Origin of the sequence: Nocardia abscessus NBRC 100374 (assembly GCF_000308455.1) — a bacterium.
Lineage (GTDB): Bacteria > Actinomycetota > Actinomycetes > Mycobacteriales > Mycobacteriaceae > Nocardia > Nocardia abscessus.
Map to the genome: position 1 here is coordinate 22,152 of NZ_BAFP01000274.1, position 16,323 is coordinate 38,474.

16 protein-coding genes and 1 pseudogene are annotated in these 16,323 nt (G+C 60.5%); 8 read left to right on the top strand and 9 right to left on the bottom strand.

All coding sequences use genetic code 11. The annotated features are described in order from the left end of the window. Positions 1–122: 122 nt before the first annotated feature. From ON19_RS36905 to ON19_RS36915, 3 genes are all read right to left on the bottom strand, one after another. Entirely contained in the window at positions 123–1,079 is a 957-nt protein-coding gene (locus tag ON19_RS36905) for a hypothetical protein (protein WP_157230062.1), read from the bottom strand. A 159-nt stretch (positions 1,080–1,238) separates the two neighbouring features. Continuing rightward, positions 1,239–1,784 (bottom strand): hypothetical protein, encoded by a 546-nt coding sequence (locus tag ON19_RS42675; RefSeq protein WP_157230063.1) that lies wholly within the window; start codon positions 1,782–1,784, stop codon positions 1,239–1,241. 77 nt (positions 1,785–1,861) lie between these two features. Further along, entirely contained in the window at positions 1,862–3,763 is a 1,902-nt protein-coding gene (locus ON19_RS36915; RefSeq protein WP_043703991.1) for a DUF262 domain-containing protein, read from the bottom strand. A gap of 333 nt (positions 3,764–4,096) precedes the next feature. Here ON19_RS36915 and ON19_RS36920 point away from each other — a divergent pair, with 333 nt between their 5' ends. From ON19_RS36920 to ON19_RS36945, 6 genes are read left to right on the top strand one after another with little or no spacing between them, the layout of a single operon-like run. Beyond that, a complete protein-coding gene (locus tag ON19_RS36920) occupies positions 4,097–4,408 on the top strand; it encodes a WXG100 family type VII secretion target (RefSeq protein WP_043703994.1) in 312 nt (103 codons plus the stop codon). 3 nt (positions 4,409–4,411) lie between these two features. After that, positions 4,412–4,711, top strand: a complete 300-nt coding sequence (locus tag ON19_RS36925; RefSeq protein ID WP_043703997.1) for a WXG100 family type VII secretion target — start codon at positions 4,412–4,414, stop codon at positions 4,709–4,711. Then, complete coding sequence (locus tag ON19_RS36930) at positions 4,708–6,093, top strand: WXG100-like domain-containing protein (protein WP_043703998.1); 1,386 nt, start codon at positions 4,708–4,710, stop codon at positions 6,091–6,093. The genes ON19_RS36925 and ON19_RS36930 overlap by 4 nt, the downstream gene beginning before the upstream one ends. Beyond that, entirely contained in the window at positions 6,090–6,353 is a 264-nt protein-coding gene (locus ON19_RS36935; protein ID WP_043704002.1) for a hypothetical protein, read from the top strand. Before ON19_RS36930 ends, ON19_RS36935 begins: the two co-directional genes overlap by 4 nt. 1 nt (position 6,354) lies before the next feature. Next, positions 6,355–6,624 carry a hypothetical protein gene (locus ON19_RS36940; RefSeq protein WP_043704003.1) on the top strand — a complete coding sequence of 90 codons (270 nt, stop codon included), beginning with the start codon at positions 6,355–6,357 and terminating at the stop codon, positions 6,622–6,624. A gap of 5 nt (positions 6,625–6,629) precedes the next feature. After that, entirely contained in the window at positions 6,630–7,052 is a 423-nt protein-coding gene (locus ON19_RS36945) for a hypothetical protein (RefSeq protein ID WP_227955045.1), read from the top strand. A gap of 422 nt (positions 7,053–7,474) precedes the next feature. On the opposite strand, the gene ON19_RS36950 is transcribed toward ON19_RS36945, so the two are convergent. From ON19_RS36950 to ON19_RS39850, 5 genes are all read right to left on the bottom strand, one after another. Continuing rightward, positions 7,475–8,356 (bottom strand): phosphotransferase enzyme family protein, encoded by an 882-nt coding sequence (locus ON19_RS36950; protein ID WP_043704006.1) that lies wholly within the window; start codon positions 8,354–8,356, stop codon positions 7,475–7,477. Beyond that, positions 8,353–8,556, bottom strand: coding sequence for a hypothetical protein (locus ON19_RS42680; RefSeq protein WP_157230064.1), 204 nt, complete (start codon positions 8,554–8,556; stop codon positions 8,353–8,355). Before ON19_RS42680 ends, ON19_RS36950 begins: the two co-directional genes overlap by 4 nt. Positions 8,557–9,078: 522 nt before the next feature. After that, positions 9,079–10,884, bottom strand: coding sequence for an ADP-ribosylglycohydrolase family protein (locus ON19_RS41220; RefSeq protein WP_083899947.1), 1,806 nt, complete (start codon positions 10,882–10,884; stop codon positions 9,079–9,081). Continuing rightward, positions 10,881–11,588 (bottom strand): DarT ssDNA thymidine ADP-ribosyltransferase family protein, encoded by a 708-nt coding sequence (locus ON19_RS44935; RefSeq protein ID WP_083899949.1) that lies wholly within the window; start codon positions 11,586–11,588, stop codon positions 10,881–10,883. Before ON19_RS44935 ends, ON19_RS41220 begins: the two co-directional genes overlap by 4 nt. Next, positions 11,585–12,988 carry a 3'-5' exonuclease gene (locus ON19_RS39850; RefSeq protein WP_043704010.1) on the bottom strand — a complete coding sequence of 468 codons (1,404 nt, stop codon included), beginning with the start codon at positions 12,986–12,988 and terminating at the stop codon, positions 11,585–11,587. Before ON19_RS39850 ends, ON19_RS44935 begins: the two co-directional genes overlap by 4 nt. A gap of 1,134 nt (positions 12,989–14,122) precedes the next feature. On the opposite strand from ON19_RS39850, the pseudogene ON19_RS45160 reads away from it, so the two are divergent. Both ON19_RS45160 and ON19_RS36960 read left to right on the top strand, forming a co-directional pair. After that, positions 14,123–14,299: pseudogene (locus ON19_RS45160) on the top strand (transposase); the annotation flags it as partial. A gap of 121 nt (positions 14,300–14,420) precedes the next feature. After that, the gene (locus ON19_RS36960) at positions 14,421–15,005 is read left to right on the top strand and encodes an IS5 family transposase (protein WP_372478697.1); all 585 of its coding nucleotides are present in this window, start codon (positions 14,421–14,423) and stop codon (positions 15,003–15,005) included. An 896-nt stretch (positions 15,006–15,901) separates the two neighbouring features. Here ON19_RS36960 and ON19_RS36965 read toward each other — a convergent pair. Beyond that, positions 15,902–16,243 carry a hypothetical protein gene (locus ON19_RS36965; protein ID WP_043704014.1) on the bottom strand — a complete coding sequence of 114 codons (342 nt, stop codon included), beginning with the start codon at positions 16,241–16,243 and terminating at the stop codon, positions 15,902–15,904. Between the last annotated feature and the right edge of the window lie 80 nt (positions 16,244–16,323).

Genomic DNA, 16,323 nt, shown 5'->3' on the forward strand with positions numbered 1-16,323 from the left:
GATGCAGGTGCTCCTCATGTCGGAGCAATGCGCACTCGTATCGTTGCGGATCAACATCGCCTTACACCTATTGAACGCCGGGTCCGTCCCGCCCTCCAAGGAAGCGGGGGTGCCTCAACCACCTACTCTGGCCCGATCAGCCAGTCTTGTGCCTGTATGGCTTCCGTCCAGTCCGTTTGGATGATGGACCCATCAGAGAACATTCGAGTTTCGCGTTCGCGAGCTGAAGTGAGCAGGTCCGAGACCTGCTCACCGAATCCGGCCGGATCATTTGCGGAAATCTCTCTGGCGAGGTCAGCTACTCCTCTCAGGAGTCCGAGCTGCACGCGGAAGCCCCCGAAGTTGACCGTCTCGAACGGAACTTCAACCGACGTGTCCTCAAGGCGGTCGCCAGCCTGGAGGGCATTGATGAACGGCTGGTAGTAGGCGTACAGGTAGCGGTCCCGAGTGACGTGGTCGAGTCGAATGGCGTCTTCCGCCGGCTCGTCGGGGTCGAAAGCATCGACCACGAGGTTCTGCCCGGTGGGGAAGGATGCGACACATCCCAGTGCGAGCCACGGCGGGCCAGATTCGATCGACAATACGGAACGCTTCTGATCCAGAAGTTTCTCGGGAAGAGTGCGCTCCATGGCGCGCGAACGCCCCTTGGCCTCGGCTACCACCCACCCCGACGGAGCTCGGCCGAACAGATCCGCGCGCTTACGGCCGGTCCCGAAGACGACGCCGTATGTCGAGGCGTAGCGGTCGATATGCAGCAGATGGCTGACATCAAGCACCCGGCGGCAGAATATGGCTGTCATCGCCGTGCCGAGAGCATAGGAGAGGCCGACAAGTTCGGATCGGTCGAGCTCATGCGCCAGGCGTGAACGGGTGAGGGCACCATAGGGCCGGCGGCGAATGTACGCCGGGATGAGGGATGTTCGGTACAGCCATTCCCAGGTCGACGCGCTGCCATAGCGGTAGCGGTCACCAGGAGCACGCCCTGTAGCGAACAGTGCATGAGCCAACTCTTCGGTCCGAAAGTTCAACTGGCCATGCGGATTTACTGCGGTTGGGAACGCATAGGCGTTGTAGTTCACCTCGAACGATGGTGAAAGCGGAATACTTACCATTGTGTCTTCGTCTTTGCCCTTCTCGCTGCTCACTGGTTGCCAGCCCGGTTCGGCGCTGCCGAAGTGGGCAGCCCAACATCCTTCCGGGCGGAGTGCGACAGACATTCTCTTTGCAGCTCGATCCGGTCAGCTGAATCCGGGTGTTTCGATCTCGAACTCATCCGGGTATAGCCTGAGCGGACTCGGTGGCCGGTCTTCGGGGATGTGAAGCAGCGGGTGGTCCGAGGGGCGGTGCTGCTGCGGGCGGTAGGTTCCTTCGAACAGCACCATGACCGAGCCACCCACCCCATTGTGCTTCCGTTTCGAGTCCGCGTATCGCCCCGCGTTGAGCAGTGCACCAATATCCCGACCATCGTTTCCGACGGTGATGGTGCCATCGTGGAACAGCAGGACGAATGTGCCGTTGTCGGCGCAGACAGTAGCGGCCACCGTGAGGCCGAGCGCGGGATCGGTGGGTATGTCGATATCGGGACGCTGCGGCTTTGGCCCAGGGGCCTCTAGGCGTTCACCGATCTCGATCTGGACACTCTCACCCAGAGCGGTCTGGCGCTCCCTGCCACCAACAGTCCAAAGGTGGGTTGTTGAGCGGACCTTCACGCGACCGTCGTAGAACAGGGAAATGCGGTCACCGTTGCTGTTTCCAACCACATGCTTGGCGTTGTTGGTTGCCACTCATACCTCGCGGGGCGACGCTGCTGAATGATCCTGCGGGTTGACCCATTGTGCCTTGTCGATTGCCGCAGCCACCCTCACACCTCATCTTTAGTGGTGTGGGCTGGCCCGAACTGGTGTGGACCGGGCCATTCCTGGCAGATCAGCCTGGTCAGTTCGGCCGAACGCTTGGCGATGTCGGCGTCGGTCCATGCGTCGGGGTGGTCGTCGATCAGCTCTTTGTTGAGGACAAGCAAGCTGAACTTGCTCAACAATGAGCGCTTGCCTTTGCCGGCCTCGCGCCCGGTGGGAGCGATGAGTTGCGCCTCGCTGTCGGTCCAGGGGCGATGGGACAGGGAGCCGTTGAGCTTCTGTGTGACCAGGGTGAGGTTGCCGAGTGAGTTGATGAGGCGGTCGCGCTCGCGGGCGGCCTCGCCGGTCAGGGGTGGCTGGTGATCCCAGTGCTGCTGCCATTTCTGAGGCATGACATGTTCGATTTGCAGCGGGCCGCTGAGGCTGACGGATTCATTGCGTTCGGATCGGAGCCGCTGCTCGATCGCTTCGAGTACGACCCGAAGTCGGCTTTGTCGAATCGTCCTGTAGATGCGGAGTGTCGGCAGGTATTTGTGCAGCTCATCGTCACTCGGCCACAGTCGTGTCTCTGCGGTCTGCACACTGAGGTAGCCGAACAGCGCGGTGCCAATTTTGTCCGGAGCGATGCCGTCGAGGATCGCTAGGGCCGAGACCATGAACCGATTGACGTCTTTTGTGGTGTAGCGCAGCAAGGTCCGGCGCACCACCCAGCTTTCCAACGCACCCAGTGCCAGTTCGACCTGGTTTTCAGGGACCCGGTGGTTCTCGGAAACGATCCACATCAGCAGCGGTGTCGTGGCCGCGAGCTCGAATTCCTGGATCACCCGCCGGTAAAACCGTCCCGCTGCAGTGTCCGGCGGGCATTCGGCCAGCGTGCGGTAGGTCTCTGCGTCACGGATCAACTCGCTCAGCAGTGCTTCGGCCGATTCGGCAGTCTTCATGTGATCGTCGGCGTACTTGATGAATGCCCGGAAGGTGTCGTCGACCAGGATGTCGTCCCGCGTGCGCATCGTCAGCCAGTACTGCAGGAATGCATCGATACGTGAGCGCAGGTGGCGCCCCTGGGGGACTTCATCGCGCCACCACTCGTCGTCGAAGTCGGCCCAGAACCGGTCTGGCCAGCTGTCGATGTCGGCATGCAGCCGCTCACCCTGCTGGAAGACCCAGTTCTTGATCAGATCCGCCTTGAGCAGCGGTGTGCCGCGGTCGTTGAGCGTTTCGAAGATCAGCTGGTCGTCGTCATGCCCGGACAAGTTGATCGCCACGACGAGCAGGCGGGATTGCAGCACGTCGGTGAGGGCTTCGACGCGCTGCTTCTCAGTCCCAACCGGTTCTGGGTCGCTCTCCTCGTATTCACCCGAGATCCATGCGCGGATCTCGGTGCTGAAAAACTCGTGCGCGTCAGTGATGCGGTGGTCGGGATACTGCCCGCCGTCGGTCCGGGTAAGGGCGGCGGCGAACGCCTCACGGTCCGAGCGGGACGGCCAGAGCTTGAACTGCTCTGGCTTGCCTCGAAACCGCTTGGCGGCATTGACCGTCAGCTCCTCGAGGGCCTCGCCCTCGTCGGCGAAACCAAGGTCGGTGAAGGCTTTCTGAGCGGCATCGAGTAGCAGCTGCAGGGTGGCCGTGCGCTGCTGGCCATCGATGACTGCGTGCCGTGTGACGTCCCCGGAGAGTGGGGGTTTGGACTTGAAGACGATGGCGCCGAGGAAGTGTCCACCGATCTCCTTCAACGTGTCCTGGTCGCCGTTCGCGTCTACAACCCGCTCAGCGACCCGCCTGACGTCTTGCCAAAGGGGAGCCCACTGGTCTTCCTCAGACCAAACGTACGGCCGCTGGAAGACCGGGATCTCGTAGTGCACGGCACCGTCGAACAACGCTCGCGGCGCCAGCGCGTCAGCTTTCATCAGGCGAACTCCCTCTAACAATGAACCCCCCATGCAAGCATGCCTAGCATAAGGATTCGGCGATTGAGCCACCCGCATCGTTAGCGGATGACAAGGGGTTTCGGATGCCCCAGCTCGTTATCGAGGCCTACTACCAACTGCAGGGTGTCGCGAATGCAACTCATGACGGCCGTCCGTCCGAGGCGGGTATATCGACCCTGAGAAACCGATGCCGGGCAAGTGGTGTTGACGCCTCGAATCGGGTTCGGCTGGCCGGATTGGCAGCTGGGCGGTGTCGGACGCTGTCTTATGATGCTTGGGCGGTCTGGTCGAGGCCGTGTGAGGGGAGGCGGCATGTCGGAGTTGCGGGTCGATGTGGGGCAGCTGCGTGAGACGGCGCGGTTCATTTCCGAGAAAGCCCAGGTCATCAGGGATCGGGTCGGGAAACTGGACGCGACGGTGGGTCGGGAGTTGTTGATGGATGGTTGGCAGGGGAGTGCGGCGTCTGCCTACGACGAGTCATGGGTGGAATGGAAGCAGGGTGCCGAGGAGGTCGTCGCGGCCCTCGAGGTGTCGGCGACGAAGCTTCTGGTTGCGGCTGATGAGTACGAAGTACGTGATTTCGCTACTCGGGACGCGGTCAACCGTGCTGGCGAGCAGGTGTAGCTGGTGACGGGTGATAACAGCTATCGGGTGAATCTCACGCAGCTCGATGAAGCGATCGCGACGATGGCTGCGTTCGGTGCCGATGTCGAGCGGTGGCTGCGGGATGTCGATGGCAAAGTCGCTGAACTGCATTTGTCGTGGTCGAGCCAGGCCGCACAGGCCCAGCGCGATGCGCACGATCGGTGGATGGCCGGTGCCGCGGAGATGCGAGAAAACCTTGAGGAACTGCGTGAGGTGGCTCGCCGAGCCCACACGAGCTACACCACGGCGGTGCAGACCAATGTCGAGATGTGGCCTCAGTGACACCGACTGTGCCGATCATTGTTTGCCGGGCGGGGGAATACACCTCGGCTGGTGAGGTTTTCGGCCAGGTCTCGGCCGATTGCATGACGACGCACTCCGGATTGTTCACGGTGCTGTCGGCGTATGCGGGGATGGCCGGTAGCGACAGTGTCGGTACGCAGTGGGCAGCGGGCTACGACGAAGCCGCTCAACTTGCGTTGTCGACCTCGTCGAGCCTGACGACGGCGTGTGGGCAGACCAGGGACCTGATCGTTGTCGGGGCCTACAACCATCAGGTCGCCGAAGCGACGGCCAATCTCCGAGCACTGCCGGAGCCGCCGGCACCGTCGTTGTCGGTGGATCCGTGTCTGCCCGAAACCGCGGCTTCAGCGGCGGGGGATGGGATACCGGAGCCGTTCGGGTGGTCGGTCATCAAGGATCTGGTCGGGTGGGCCTGGCCCAACGGGCATCAAGACCAGCTGAACGCCGCCAAGGCGGCGTGGCATACGGCGTCGTCGGATTTCCGGACCGTGGCCGGCACGGTGCCGAACGCAGTCGATCTGCTGAGGAACCAGCAGTCTCCCGAGATCGAGATCGGGGTACAGACTTGCACTACGCGCCAAGCCGATCTCAACGCGTTGGCCGACTCCTGTCAGGCACTGGGTGACGCGTGCGGGGAGTACGCCCACTATCTCGATGATGCTCATTCACGGATCCTCGAAGAACTCAAGGACATCGCGATCGAAACCGTTGCAGCGGAAGTGATTTTCGCGGCTTTGGCGCCGGTCACGGCGACGGTCTCGGAGTGGGTGGGCAACGCGGCCCTGGTCGTGCGTGTCACCGCCAAAGCCCGGCGCATCGCCACGATCATCGGCGAGCTCGCGACGAAGGTCGCCAAGATCGTCACCGACGTGGTCAGACCACTCATCGAACGATTGAAACCGCTGGTCGCCAAGGTTCGTTCATGGGTTCAGGCGGCTCGGGCCAAGTTCCTCGGTCGCAGCGGCCCCAACGCTCTTTTTTCGCGTGGCGGGGCGTTGACCAATCGTGAGGTCCTGGAAGGCAATATCGGTTTGCCCAGGAATATGGACACGATCGAGGAATACGCCCGATTGGCCGGTATCGACCTTCGGGGCGCGAAGATCGAGATCCTCGACGATGCCGACACTATTTCCTACCTCGACTTCCAAGGCGCGATAGCGAGGACCGACGCCCAGGGCGTCCAGCTGGGACCGGCGGCCTTTCAGGATCCGGAAACACTGGTGCGTACGCTGGCGCATGAGAATGTGCATGTCCGTCAATATGCGGAAGGCAAGATCAATTCGATGACACGTGGCCTGGAGGAAGAGGCGTACGCGGCCGAAGACGCGTTCGTCGATACTTGGAGGAGGAACACCCGATGACCAACGAGGTTTCACGGATGGTCGTCGAGCGGGTCGATGTTCTCCCGAGCCGTGCTGGCTGGATGTTCGTCACCGGCGTGCTCTCCGGCGACCCGGTCAACATCGGCGACCAGGTGACTATCCGCAACGGTGACCAAGCGACGCTCACGACCATCAAATCCATTGAGCTGCACAGTCGGCCAGGCAAGACGACGATCGTGTTGGATGCCGACCTCCGGTCCATCGTCACCGCCGGAACCGTTATCCAACGCCAGGAATGACATGATCAACCATCACCGCGTCGAAAGACTCTCCCTGGCGAGCGTCGAACCGACTCTGTTCATGGTCAGCAGGACAGTGCGAGAATTCACCGGCGGTAACGGGGTTGAGTGGTTGTATGGACAAACGATCCACTGGGACGTTGTGGAAGCACTCGGCTTCCATCGGCCTGGAGTGGATAAGGTCTCGTTCGTCGCGTCGGCTTCAGTGTTGCGGGCCGCGTCTGGGTTGATCGGTTCGTCTTCGGTCGAGGGCGGTACTCAGTCGTGGTGACCGATATGCAGGACTGGGAGCGCCAGCTGAAGGCGGAACTCGCCGAGATTCGCCGCAGTGGTGAGCAACTGGCCAGTGCCGTTTCGGGGGTGCGTGGCCGCGGCGAAGTGCACGGTGTCCTCGTTGAGATCGACGCCGACGGCGACATCACCAACTTGCAGATCGCCCCCGGCGCCATGCGCTGGAGTAGCAATCAACTCACTACAGCTTTGCTCGACTGCCACCGCAAGGCGCGCGCCGACGCGAAAACCAAAGTCGACCGCCTGCTGGAAAATACCGACCCCCGCATCCACAACCAGCTCCGGCGCCTGCACACCGAGCTTCCATCCGACGATCGCCGTCGAGCACCCTCCGAAGACGAGATCCAAGCCGCCGACGACGCCTACTTCGAACGCAGAAACCGAGACGGCTGGACCAACACCTACTGACCGACCTGTGTGCTTCACCGCAGAGCTTCGCCCGAACAGATCGAGCCAGCTCATGTAGATCGCGCTCCACGACGGCCCACATGCAACTCTCGAATATTTCAACCTCAAGATGAACACGCATCGGGTGAGCTTGTTGCGAGTATCCAGTGCGGCGGGGTGGTCGGCTCCGATGTTTCGTACGCGGTCGGCAAGAGTTGCGACATCACGCCGCAACCCGACCGCTATAGAACTTGAAAGGCCAAGATCTATCGTGGGGTCTGCTCCGGGATCGGCACCTTTCTTTACCGGAGGGCTGAGGACGGGTGTGCTGTGAACGGTGTAACTACCCCTGGCTTGACCCCGTGTACGTCGACTACGCGCGAGAGGAATTCGCGATCTCCGCCTAAGCGGGCACGAGGGCCTTCTGGTCGACACTGCCACCGTTACAGCGCTTCCCATTGCCACGGCCGCGGCACTGCTCCCCGGAGGCATGCAATTCGATGATTTGCCTGCCTCGCAGCAGTTTTGCTCGCAGAGGCACGTTTAACAGCAAAACCGACCCATCTGAGTTCCTGGATGTCGGCGAAGACGCGGAAGTCTGGCCGGGTCGTGACGTCGTAGCCACCATAGGCGTCAACAAAGGACAGGTAGTCGGCGTCGGGGATTCTTGTGAAGTCGGTGTAGTCGACTGCGAGTTGAATGAGATCCCATTCCGGTCGGCCAAGCGACACCTTGTCGAGATCCAGCACCGTCGGAATACCCGATGGCGGCACGACCAGGTTGCCTTGCCAGGCATCACCGTGAATCACCGTGAGCGGTAGGGGATCCAGCAGCTTGTCATATCGCTTGCGCAGCTCGTCGTGGCGCGTCAGCAGCCACGTTCGGTCATCGTTGTCCACCGTGCCCGCCGCCACCAACCGCTCGCGAAGTCCACTGAACGGGTCATATCTCGGCAAGGCGGGAATGGCCGGCGGTGTCAACGAATGGAGTGCTCGTAGTGTGGCTCCGAGCTCGGCGGGCGTGGCTGGCCGATGGTCCGGGATGAGGCGCCACCAGGTGACGGGTCGGTCGTCGACAACGATCGGCTGAGGTAGCTCCGATGTCGCCTCCACGGTTGGGATACCAGAACCGTTAAGCCACCGCGACACCCGCAGCTCCCGCTCGGCATCGTTCAGGCTGCTGGGCTTCCCGATCCGCGCGACGATGTCACCGACCCGGAAAATGGCGTGGGATCCTTCGCGGATCGCCTCTGGCTGATGCAGCTCGAGCCCGGCTTTTCGGGCGGCCTTGGCCAGTACTTCGCTGGATTCCGTCATGGTAGTCATAGCGCTGCTCTCACCGCACATCGGCTGGTGATGACCTCGCGCAGTTCCACGACGTCGGTCATTCGCCGGTGACGTGACGAAGCAGCGGCCAATCGCTGCAGCTCGTTGTGGATGCGATGGGAATCGAGCTGGCTGGCCTGTGTGGCTGCACGGATTCCAAGGGCGACTGCTTCTTTCGGGTCGCCGAGCTGCATGGTCAAGGTTGCCAGTCGGGTGAGCGAGAATGTCTGGGAACGGAGGTATTCCGCGGCTTGAAGCTCGATCGCCCGTTGAATTCTCGGCGCCGGCGGGCGTCCCAGGCGAGGTTCTGTTCCTGGGCGATAAAGACGTGGTTGGGTGATGGACGTCGGGGGTGGGGTCGTGTCAGCCGTCAGTGATGCGCTTGCACTTCTTGACACCTCGGGGCAGTTGGCGAGCGAGGCGGCGGAAGTCGGGTGTGCCCAACCGGCAACGGTTCCCCGTCCGATGCTGGACTTCATCGACGTCTCGATTCGAGACCGGTCGCGCTCGAACTCGTCGATCAACACCTCCGGAACGAGTAATTCCAATTCCCTTGACGCTTAAGCTCGTACAATGGCCCGATCAACCGTTGACCGTCCCGTCGTTTGGCGATGTCCAGCCACGTTGAGGTGTCGATCAGCAAGCGCAACACTGATTCAACTTCAGAGGAATCTCAAACTAACGCACTTCCTTGTCACATGCGAAAGATTCGACGAGATACTTCAGCCGCTGGGCCTCATCTGCGTTAGCCGAACCCGATTGTTGTTGGGATCCACCACCCACAGGGAATCCCTATCGTGTGTCCGATTCGACTGCAATCCAGGGGAACTCCTGACACGAACAGACAATCTTTCGAGATCCGGTACCATTAGTGTAATGATGATACCTTCCTGGCTGAGGGATCGACTGGTCCGCCCATGTGCTACAAAGTGAAGGAACTCGCCGACCTGCATTCTGTCTCCCTCGATATAGCAGGGGAGTCCTAATATATCGTTATAAAACTCGAACACCTCGGTCAAACTATTAACTGGTAGCTCGATCGAAACCACCGTGCCGTTTGGCGGTCGACTGACATCCTCCTTCAGTTGGAGCTGTGAAGCGAGTTCTCTCCCACTGTCATCTACAGCTAGATTCTCGGCCTGATCTGCCTCCTGCCAAGCCTTAGTTTGTGTCTTAGATACGCGATCTATGAACATTGTCTGTCCGTCTACCGTGCGTATTATGACTCGGGCTACATAATTGGAGGTTTTGGTACGAAGTCTGTGTGCTCCAACCACTTCGAATCTGCGCCCGTCGGGTATAGCGTACGCCGAAACCGTATCGAAAAGCCTCTTTGCCCAGGCTTTTGTCTGCTTACTGTAGATCGAAATCGAAGACGAGTTAGATACGCGAAAATTGCGGAGATCCTTCTGGGTAAGAATTTCCGCAATATACATGATGTGATCGCGATCCTGAACTGTATGCGCCAGACCATTTAGCCATCCTGGGCCATGCAGGGCGCCGAGCAGCGACGTGGTCATAGAAGCAATCGTATCTGTATCGGCGTTTTCTAGGAAGGCAGTTCGCAAGAGTCCGCTCATCGGCCGTGTGGCAGTTCGTGCGGCGACGTACAGGGCTGCTACAGCGGCAACCGTACCTGCCCCTCCTTCGGGACCAAAGCAGCCTATCTCACTAAGAATCTGCTGATCATTCGCGATCGCGCCTTGCGACAACCCCCTAAGCGCGATGCGGATCTTTGCTCGTGTCTCTTCGACCACCCGCTTCCATTCGACTTCCGGATCTTGTGATCCGAGTGAGTGAGTTGCTCGAATATATGAATCGACCCACTCTGTCGGTACGTGCTCAAAGAGAATAATCGGGTCCTGCCATGATTCTTCTTCCAAGACTGATTCCAGCAACGCCCCGTACTCTAACGTTCCTTGTTGAAGAAGTGCTTTCCGAAGCGCTAGGGCGTGAACGATCGCACCAATAACTGCACGGGGATGCCCATGAGTAGAGAGGCTGTCGAGTATCACGCGTTTATAGAGTTCTTCTAGCCCTGATCGCGCTGTAACGACTACATGTGGCGCGATCCTCATCGCTGCACCGTTGGCTCCAGCCTCATAATATTTCAATACCTGAGGCTCGTCTTTTTGTGTGACAACCTGCCAAGGAGCCCTTCCTTCTGCCCAGGCTCTTGAGGCCCTCAGAACGGCGCCTCCGCCACCACGTTGGTATTCTATCCATTGGGGCAGCTCGACTCGCGTGAGCCAATTGAGCCAATCGTGGCCTCGCAGACAAGCGTGAGCGACGGCAAGAAGTAGCTGAGTATCATCGCTGTACTCACCAGCGGCAACGGGATCAACATATCGCCCAAACTGAGTCCCGGCATAGCGGGACCAACTTCGGAACTCAGGACTCGGATTGACTGCTCTAGACGCGTTACCGCCAACGATGTGGCTACGGTTCTCTTGCGGCCAACCTAACGCGTCACCGACAGCACCGCCAAGCAGCATACCCGCGACCTTTTGAGTTCCGGCAGCAGTCATGCCAAGTCCTCAGCTGTGGGTGACCACACATACTCGGGCACCGACTCGCCAGACCATATCGCGTCCCTGAGCCGCACAGGTTCAAAGAACATGGGTGCGTACCTCCATTCCAAGCGGGCAGGTTGATATCCAAAACTATGCAGGAAACCAAATAAGCTCCGGGCGTGCTCTGCGCTACGAGCAATAATTGCTGATACTTCGGACAGCGATATTGCGCCAGGGATATGAACCTCCGACTGAAGGTCGGTGGGTACCGCGGGGTTATGCTTCGGACGCCGAGGGTATCTGCCGCCCGGAGACGGGTTCGCCCAGCAGTTGAGCATCGCTTGCCCACCCTCCTCTAGCCAGGCTCCGTTCTGCTTCGCGGCGTTACGAGGAGAAAACATCGTTCCGGGCCGCTTGATTAGCTCAACATTTAGCACAAGGCTTACCCAGTCGGGGTAATTAACGAATTCAGTTTTTTGGCTTGCCTGGTTCTGATAGTAGGAGTTCGGATATTCGAAACTACAGCATACATGCCCGTGGTTATTGTCGAACCGTCGATAATCTGTCGCATCATAGCTATCGGCGGAGTTCGTGGCGAGGTCGCTCCTGCTCCGGATCGCCTGATCGCGGAAGATTCCCTCCAGATTCGAGACCGGCGTGAAATGGATGAGCCGACTTACCGGGACCCTTTTGAGCGCTTCTTCAACCGTAATCGTCATATATGCGCCTCGTCCCAGAGGCCAATGTTCTCAGGCAGCAGCCGCGTCAGCCTGCCGCTATAGCTCATCACTAGGGAGGAACGTGCGCGAGTTACCGCGACGTACAGAAGTCGGGCCTCTCTTGCACATGCTTCGTCTTCGATGAAGTTCTGCATTACCTCATGATCGGGGACGTTGTCATCCGAAAGGAAAGGCATATATATTGTATCGAACTCTAGCCCCTTGGCCGAGTGGTAAGCGCCAATATGCAGGCCGGGATTGTCGTTCCAGGCTGACATGTTCTTCTTGAGTCGCGTATGAGGTATTCCTTCCACAACCCAATCGTCTGACCAATTCCGTATGAGTATCGCGACCTTTTGATCCTTGCTAGCTTCGCGGGCAAGCTCCCTGATAAGGGCACCCTCGGAGGCTTTATCTCGGCATCTGATTAGTGTCGGCGCAGGTCCGGCCGCCGTCGGTTGAACCGGCTCAACGAGATCGGAATTACTTGATTTCATATACGGTGACTGTGCGAGCGAAATGGCTACACGTGCAATCTGTGCTGTATTCCGGTAATTGTCCTTAAACTTTTCTACAGGCCTATTTCCAAGCTGTATTCCCGCGCTACGCCAAGACATCCCTTGCCCATAGATTGCCTGATGATAGTCTCCAAAGAAAGTTACCGATCCTCCTTCGGGGACCGCCAGAGTCAAAGATCGTATCTCCTCAGGAGAAAGATCTTGTCCTTCATCAATAATCACATGCCGGTACAGTCGCGGGCGGTCATCCACCAGGAGGGCGTCTTTGACGGCGGAGCCCAAATCGTACCAATCATATTTGAATCCGGCATTTGATCGAAACTCGAGATAGAGATTTCGCACTCTCCACACGACCGACCGAGGCTGCCCGGGCGGTAACGGAGTATGACGTCCCACACGCTGAATGCGCTGATATTTGTCTTCAGTAGGGATGCCCATACCGCTGATCCAATGCAACTCATCAACGAACCAGCCGAGTTCCCTGTCCAGTACATTGCTTCTACTGCCTTCGGAAACTACCTTCTCTAGAGCTTGCCCTATGGCTGCTTCGACATGTCCCGGTTGGGCAATTATTCCATTGGACATCCGTCCCATGGAATTAAGGTAGCCGGTGGCAAATTTGGAATAAGTCTGTACCGTAACCCTCGAAGCTTCTGCTGCCTCAGGGCCCAGATACCTCAAATAGGTTACTAAGGCGTTGTTGAACGTCACAACCAGAACGGGGCCGTTATTGATCGTTGAGTTCCGGGCGAGATGAAGGGCGCGCATCATCGCCATGGTGGATTTTCCGGTTCCAGCAGTACCTAGAACGACGTGGTGGCGATCCGACGAAAGATGGACAACCTTGGACTGCTTCCCTTTCGGCTGAGGAAGCGGACTCATGCGAGCACCCCCGATCGACCATGACGCTGCCACACTCTCGCGCTCACCCCTGCCTCCTTCGCCGCAGACCGAGGCGTGCAATTGATGCCATCTCGCCCCCTCTAGAGAAATGATCTTGACTCCAGGAGTGAGATTAGCGGCTTGAAGGTTTAATGTCGCGGGCATTCGCGCACGCGGTCCTCTGTGGGAATAAAACCGTCCAGTCGCCATTGTGTAGCCCTGGTTAATCCGGCGGACGACTCCAGATCCCCTATTATCGCAGGTAGCGGTCATAGTTGTGCAGGTTGGGTCTCGTTGCGGGTGAATCGCTGCAACGAGCAGATGATGCCGTGCTCTCCTCGCGGCAGTTCGACCATCTACCCACTTCATGGGCTCCACCCCTCGTCATACGGCCGAGACAACGTGTGTCGCAGCAACATACCGCTCCTATGCGACAAGGGGCGGCAAGCATCGTGGGCTAGCCTGCGTCGTTGTGAGCCGGCGTCCTTCTCCAACCCGGTGGTCGGCGGCAGAATCACGACAACGGTCTACGGAACATCGGGCCGAGCAAGCAGCACGAGAGCGGCGGATCCAACGGGTATGCGCAGCGACACAATGATCTCAGTGGGCAGCTGTCAGCAGGTCAATCACATCACGAAGCACACTCCGCAACATCGTAACAACGTCGCGTGTGCGGAAGAGCACCTGCATGCCTGCTGGATAGTGAATCGCTACCGCTTAACTGCCACGTGGGGCAGTCGAAGTCACGCGGACCGCTGGATGTGCCCGTGCCTGGCGGGTCGACCCAGTCGCGGACGTCTTTCTCGAGTGCGGCAACACATTTGTGGACGCTGCGACGCAGGAGCTGTTGGGTGAGGAGCCCGAACCAGCGTTCGACTTGGTTGAGCCACGACGAGCCGGTCGGGGTGAAGTGCACGTGGAACCGCAGGTGGCCGGGCGTTGTCCTACACAGCGATTTGCTCGCACATCCCAATTGGCGGCCGGGGTCGTCACGGGGAACCGTGCGGCCAAGTCTCCGGAGCCATGTTCGGCGACCTCGTGAAAGCCACACCCGGTTCCCCAGGGGCCTGCAAGACCTTACGACTGGCTTGCTCGACCCGGAACTGAAGGTAGGACCTCGTGACCACCCCAGCGGTGACCGCACGAGCGGACCTGTCCGATGCGCAATGGGCACGGCTGGTACCGCTGCTACCCACCCCGAAACGACTCGGCCGCCCCTCGAGATGGACTCGACGCCGTCTGTTCGACGGGATCCGCTGGCGGATCCGCGTCGGCTGCCCGTGGCGTGGCATCCCACCGCAGTACGGGTCCTGGCAGGCGATCTACGCACTGTTCGGCCGCTGGACCCGCGCCGGGATCTGGGCACATGTGCTGCGGCAACTCCAGGCGATCGCCGACGCGGGCGAACCGATCGGCTGGCTGGCTGGTAAGCGTGGACTCCACGATCATGCGTGCCCACTTTCACGCCGCCGGAGCCCGCCGCGACGGCGACCGCCAGGCCGAAGCACCAGGCGGCCACCACAGCGAACCGGCCGATCACGCGCTCGGGCGGTTCCGGGGCGGATGGGGAACCAAACTTCATCTGGCCTGCGAACACAGCCTGCGCCCGTTGTCGCTGCTGCTCACCGCCGGTCGAGCCGGCGACAGCCCCCGGTTCGCCGCGGTACTCGACAGCATGCGGGTCCCGCGCCTGGGTCGTGGACGGGCACGCGTGCGTCCGGACCGGGTGTTGGCGGACATGGCGTATTCCTCGGCCGCCAACCGCGCCTACCTGCGCGAGCGTGGCATTCCCGCCATGATCCCGGTCCCAGCAGATCAACCGGGGCACCGCCGCAACCGCGGCCGCGCAGGCGGACGACCACCGGCGTTCGACCATGAGATCTGCCGGCACCGCAACACCATCGAACGCGGCATCAACCGACTCAAACAACACCGCGCCGTCGCCACCCGCTACGAGAAACTCGCCACCCGCTACCTCGCCGTCATCCAGATCGCCACCATCGACCGATGGCTGTGACCACGACACCGACTTCGAGACACTGCCTAGTCGTGACCGAGCGACCTGCTACACCAGCGGGGCCGTCGCGGCGGCACAGGGGCATCCTGAACCTTGTTGAGGACAAGGCACCGGCGACGCCGTTGCCTCGGGAGACTCCCAGCTCAAGAAGTCTCGGCAAACGTGCCTCGCAGGTACCGGTGCTCGGCAGGACACACAAAACATAGGCAACCAAGAAACGCCTGTTCATCATGGGTAAGTATGCCGTCTGAGAGATCATGTTGCCCTGCGGGAGGGGGTCAACCGGCCCCGACTCGGGGGTGCCTCGGGCGGGGCGGGTCGAACATGGGAACGGGGACGACCTGCGGTTTTTTGGGGGCGGTTGGTGATCGGCCGCTTACCTGCTGTAGGCGGGGCAGTGCCGTTGTTTGGCGGGCCGCCGCGGGCAACGGCGATGCTGCTGACCAACCGCTGAGGCGCTGTCGCCCGAACAGGCCGCTCGAGCACGAAGGTCGAACGGTACACTCGCCGTGCCCTGCCCGAGCCGCACGGCGGTGTTGGCTATGCTGTTCCCGCCATGGGGGTTGATCGGATCTACCTGTGGTGGTTTCATCGCATCGCTCTACAGCATCGATCATGATGTCGGGTCGGTATCCGGCGTCGTTCAGGTTCATGGGGTGGATCATGACTTCGCGGTTGGCGATGATCGGGTGAGGCAGGAGTCATCGCGAATACTCCCGATCGCAGAAGCAGCCTCGGAACCTCGGCCGCACGCAACCGTCGCAGATAGGTCCAGGTGAGGTAGCTCCGCAGGATCCTTCCCTCGTCGAGGTCGTCCATCTCGGCCAGTTTTGGTGTCGAACCAGTGCTGTAGATAGTCCAGGTGCCGGTCACCATCGGACAGAACGGCCTAGGCATCAGTGCTTGGCGGAGGTAGCGGGCCGGGTCCGGTGGATGTGAGCCGGGTAGATGGCGTCGTGGGTGACCGGCCCATCGGACGCGACGATCTGCGCCAGCAACGTCGCTGCCGGGCGTCGCCGGATCGAGTTCAGCAGCCCGGTCGATCTGCTGGCAGCCAGCGCGCGCCGTACCAGTTCGAGATCGGTGCGGAGAGTGCCGTCCGGTCCGGAGAGCGCGGCATCGAGCAGTTTCAGTGCCGCGTACCCGTCGCAGAGCCCGAGGTAGTGTAGGCGTGCCGCGGTGCCGCAGTTGGGGCACGGCCGAAACAGCTCCGGTCGTGATCGATGCAGGTCGAGCACAACGGGCCGCCGGTGATGCGCGCAGTCACCACCCGCAGCCACTCGCGTTGGCGCCGTAGTCGCTTTGCCTAGTTGGCGGC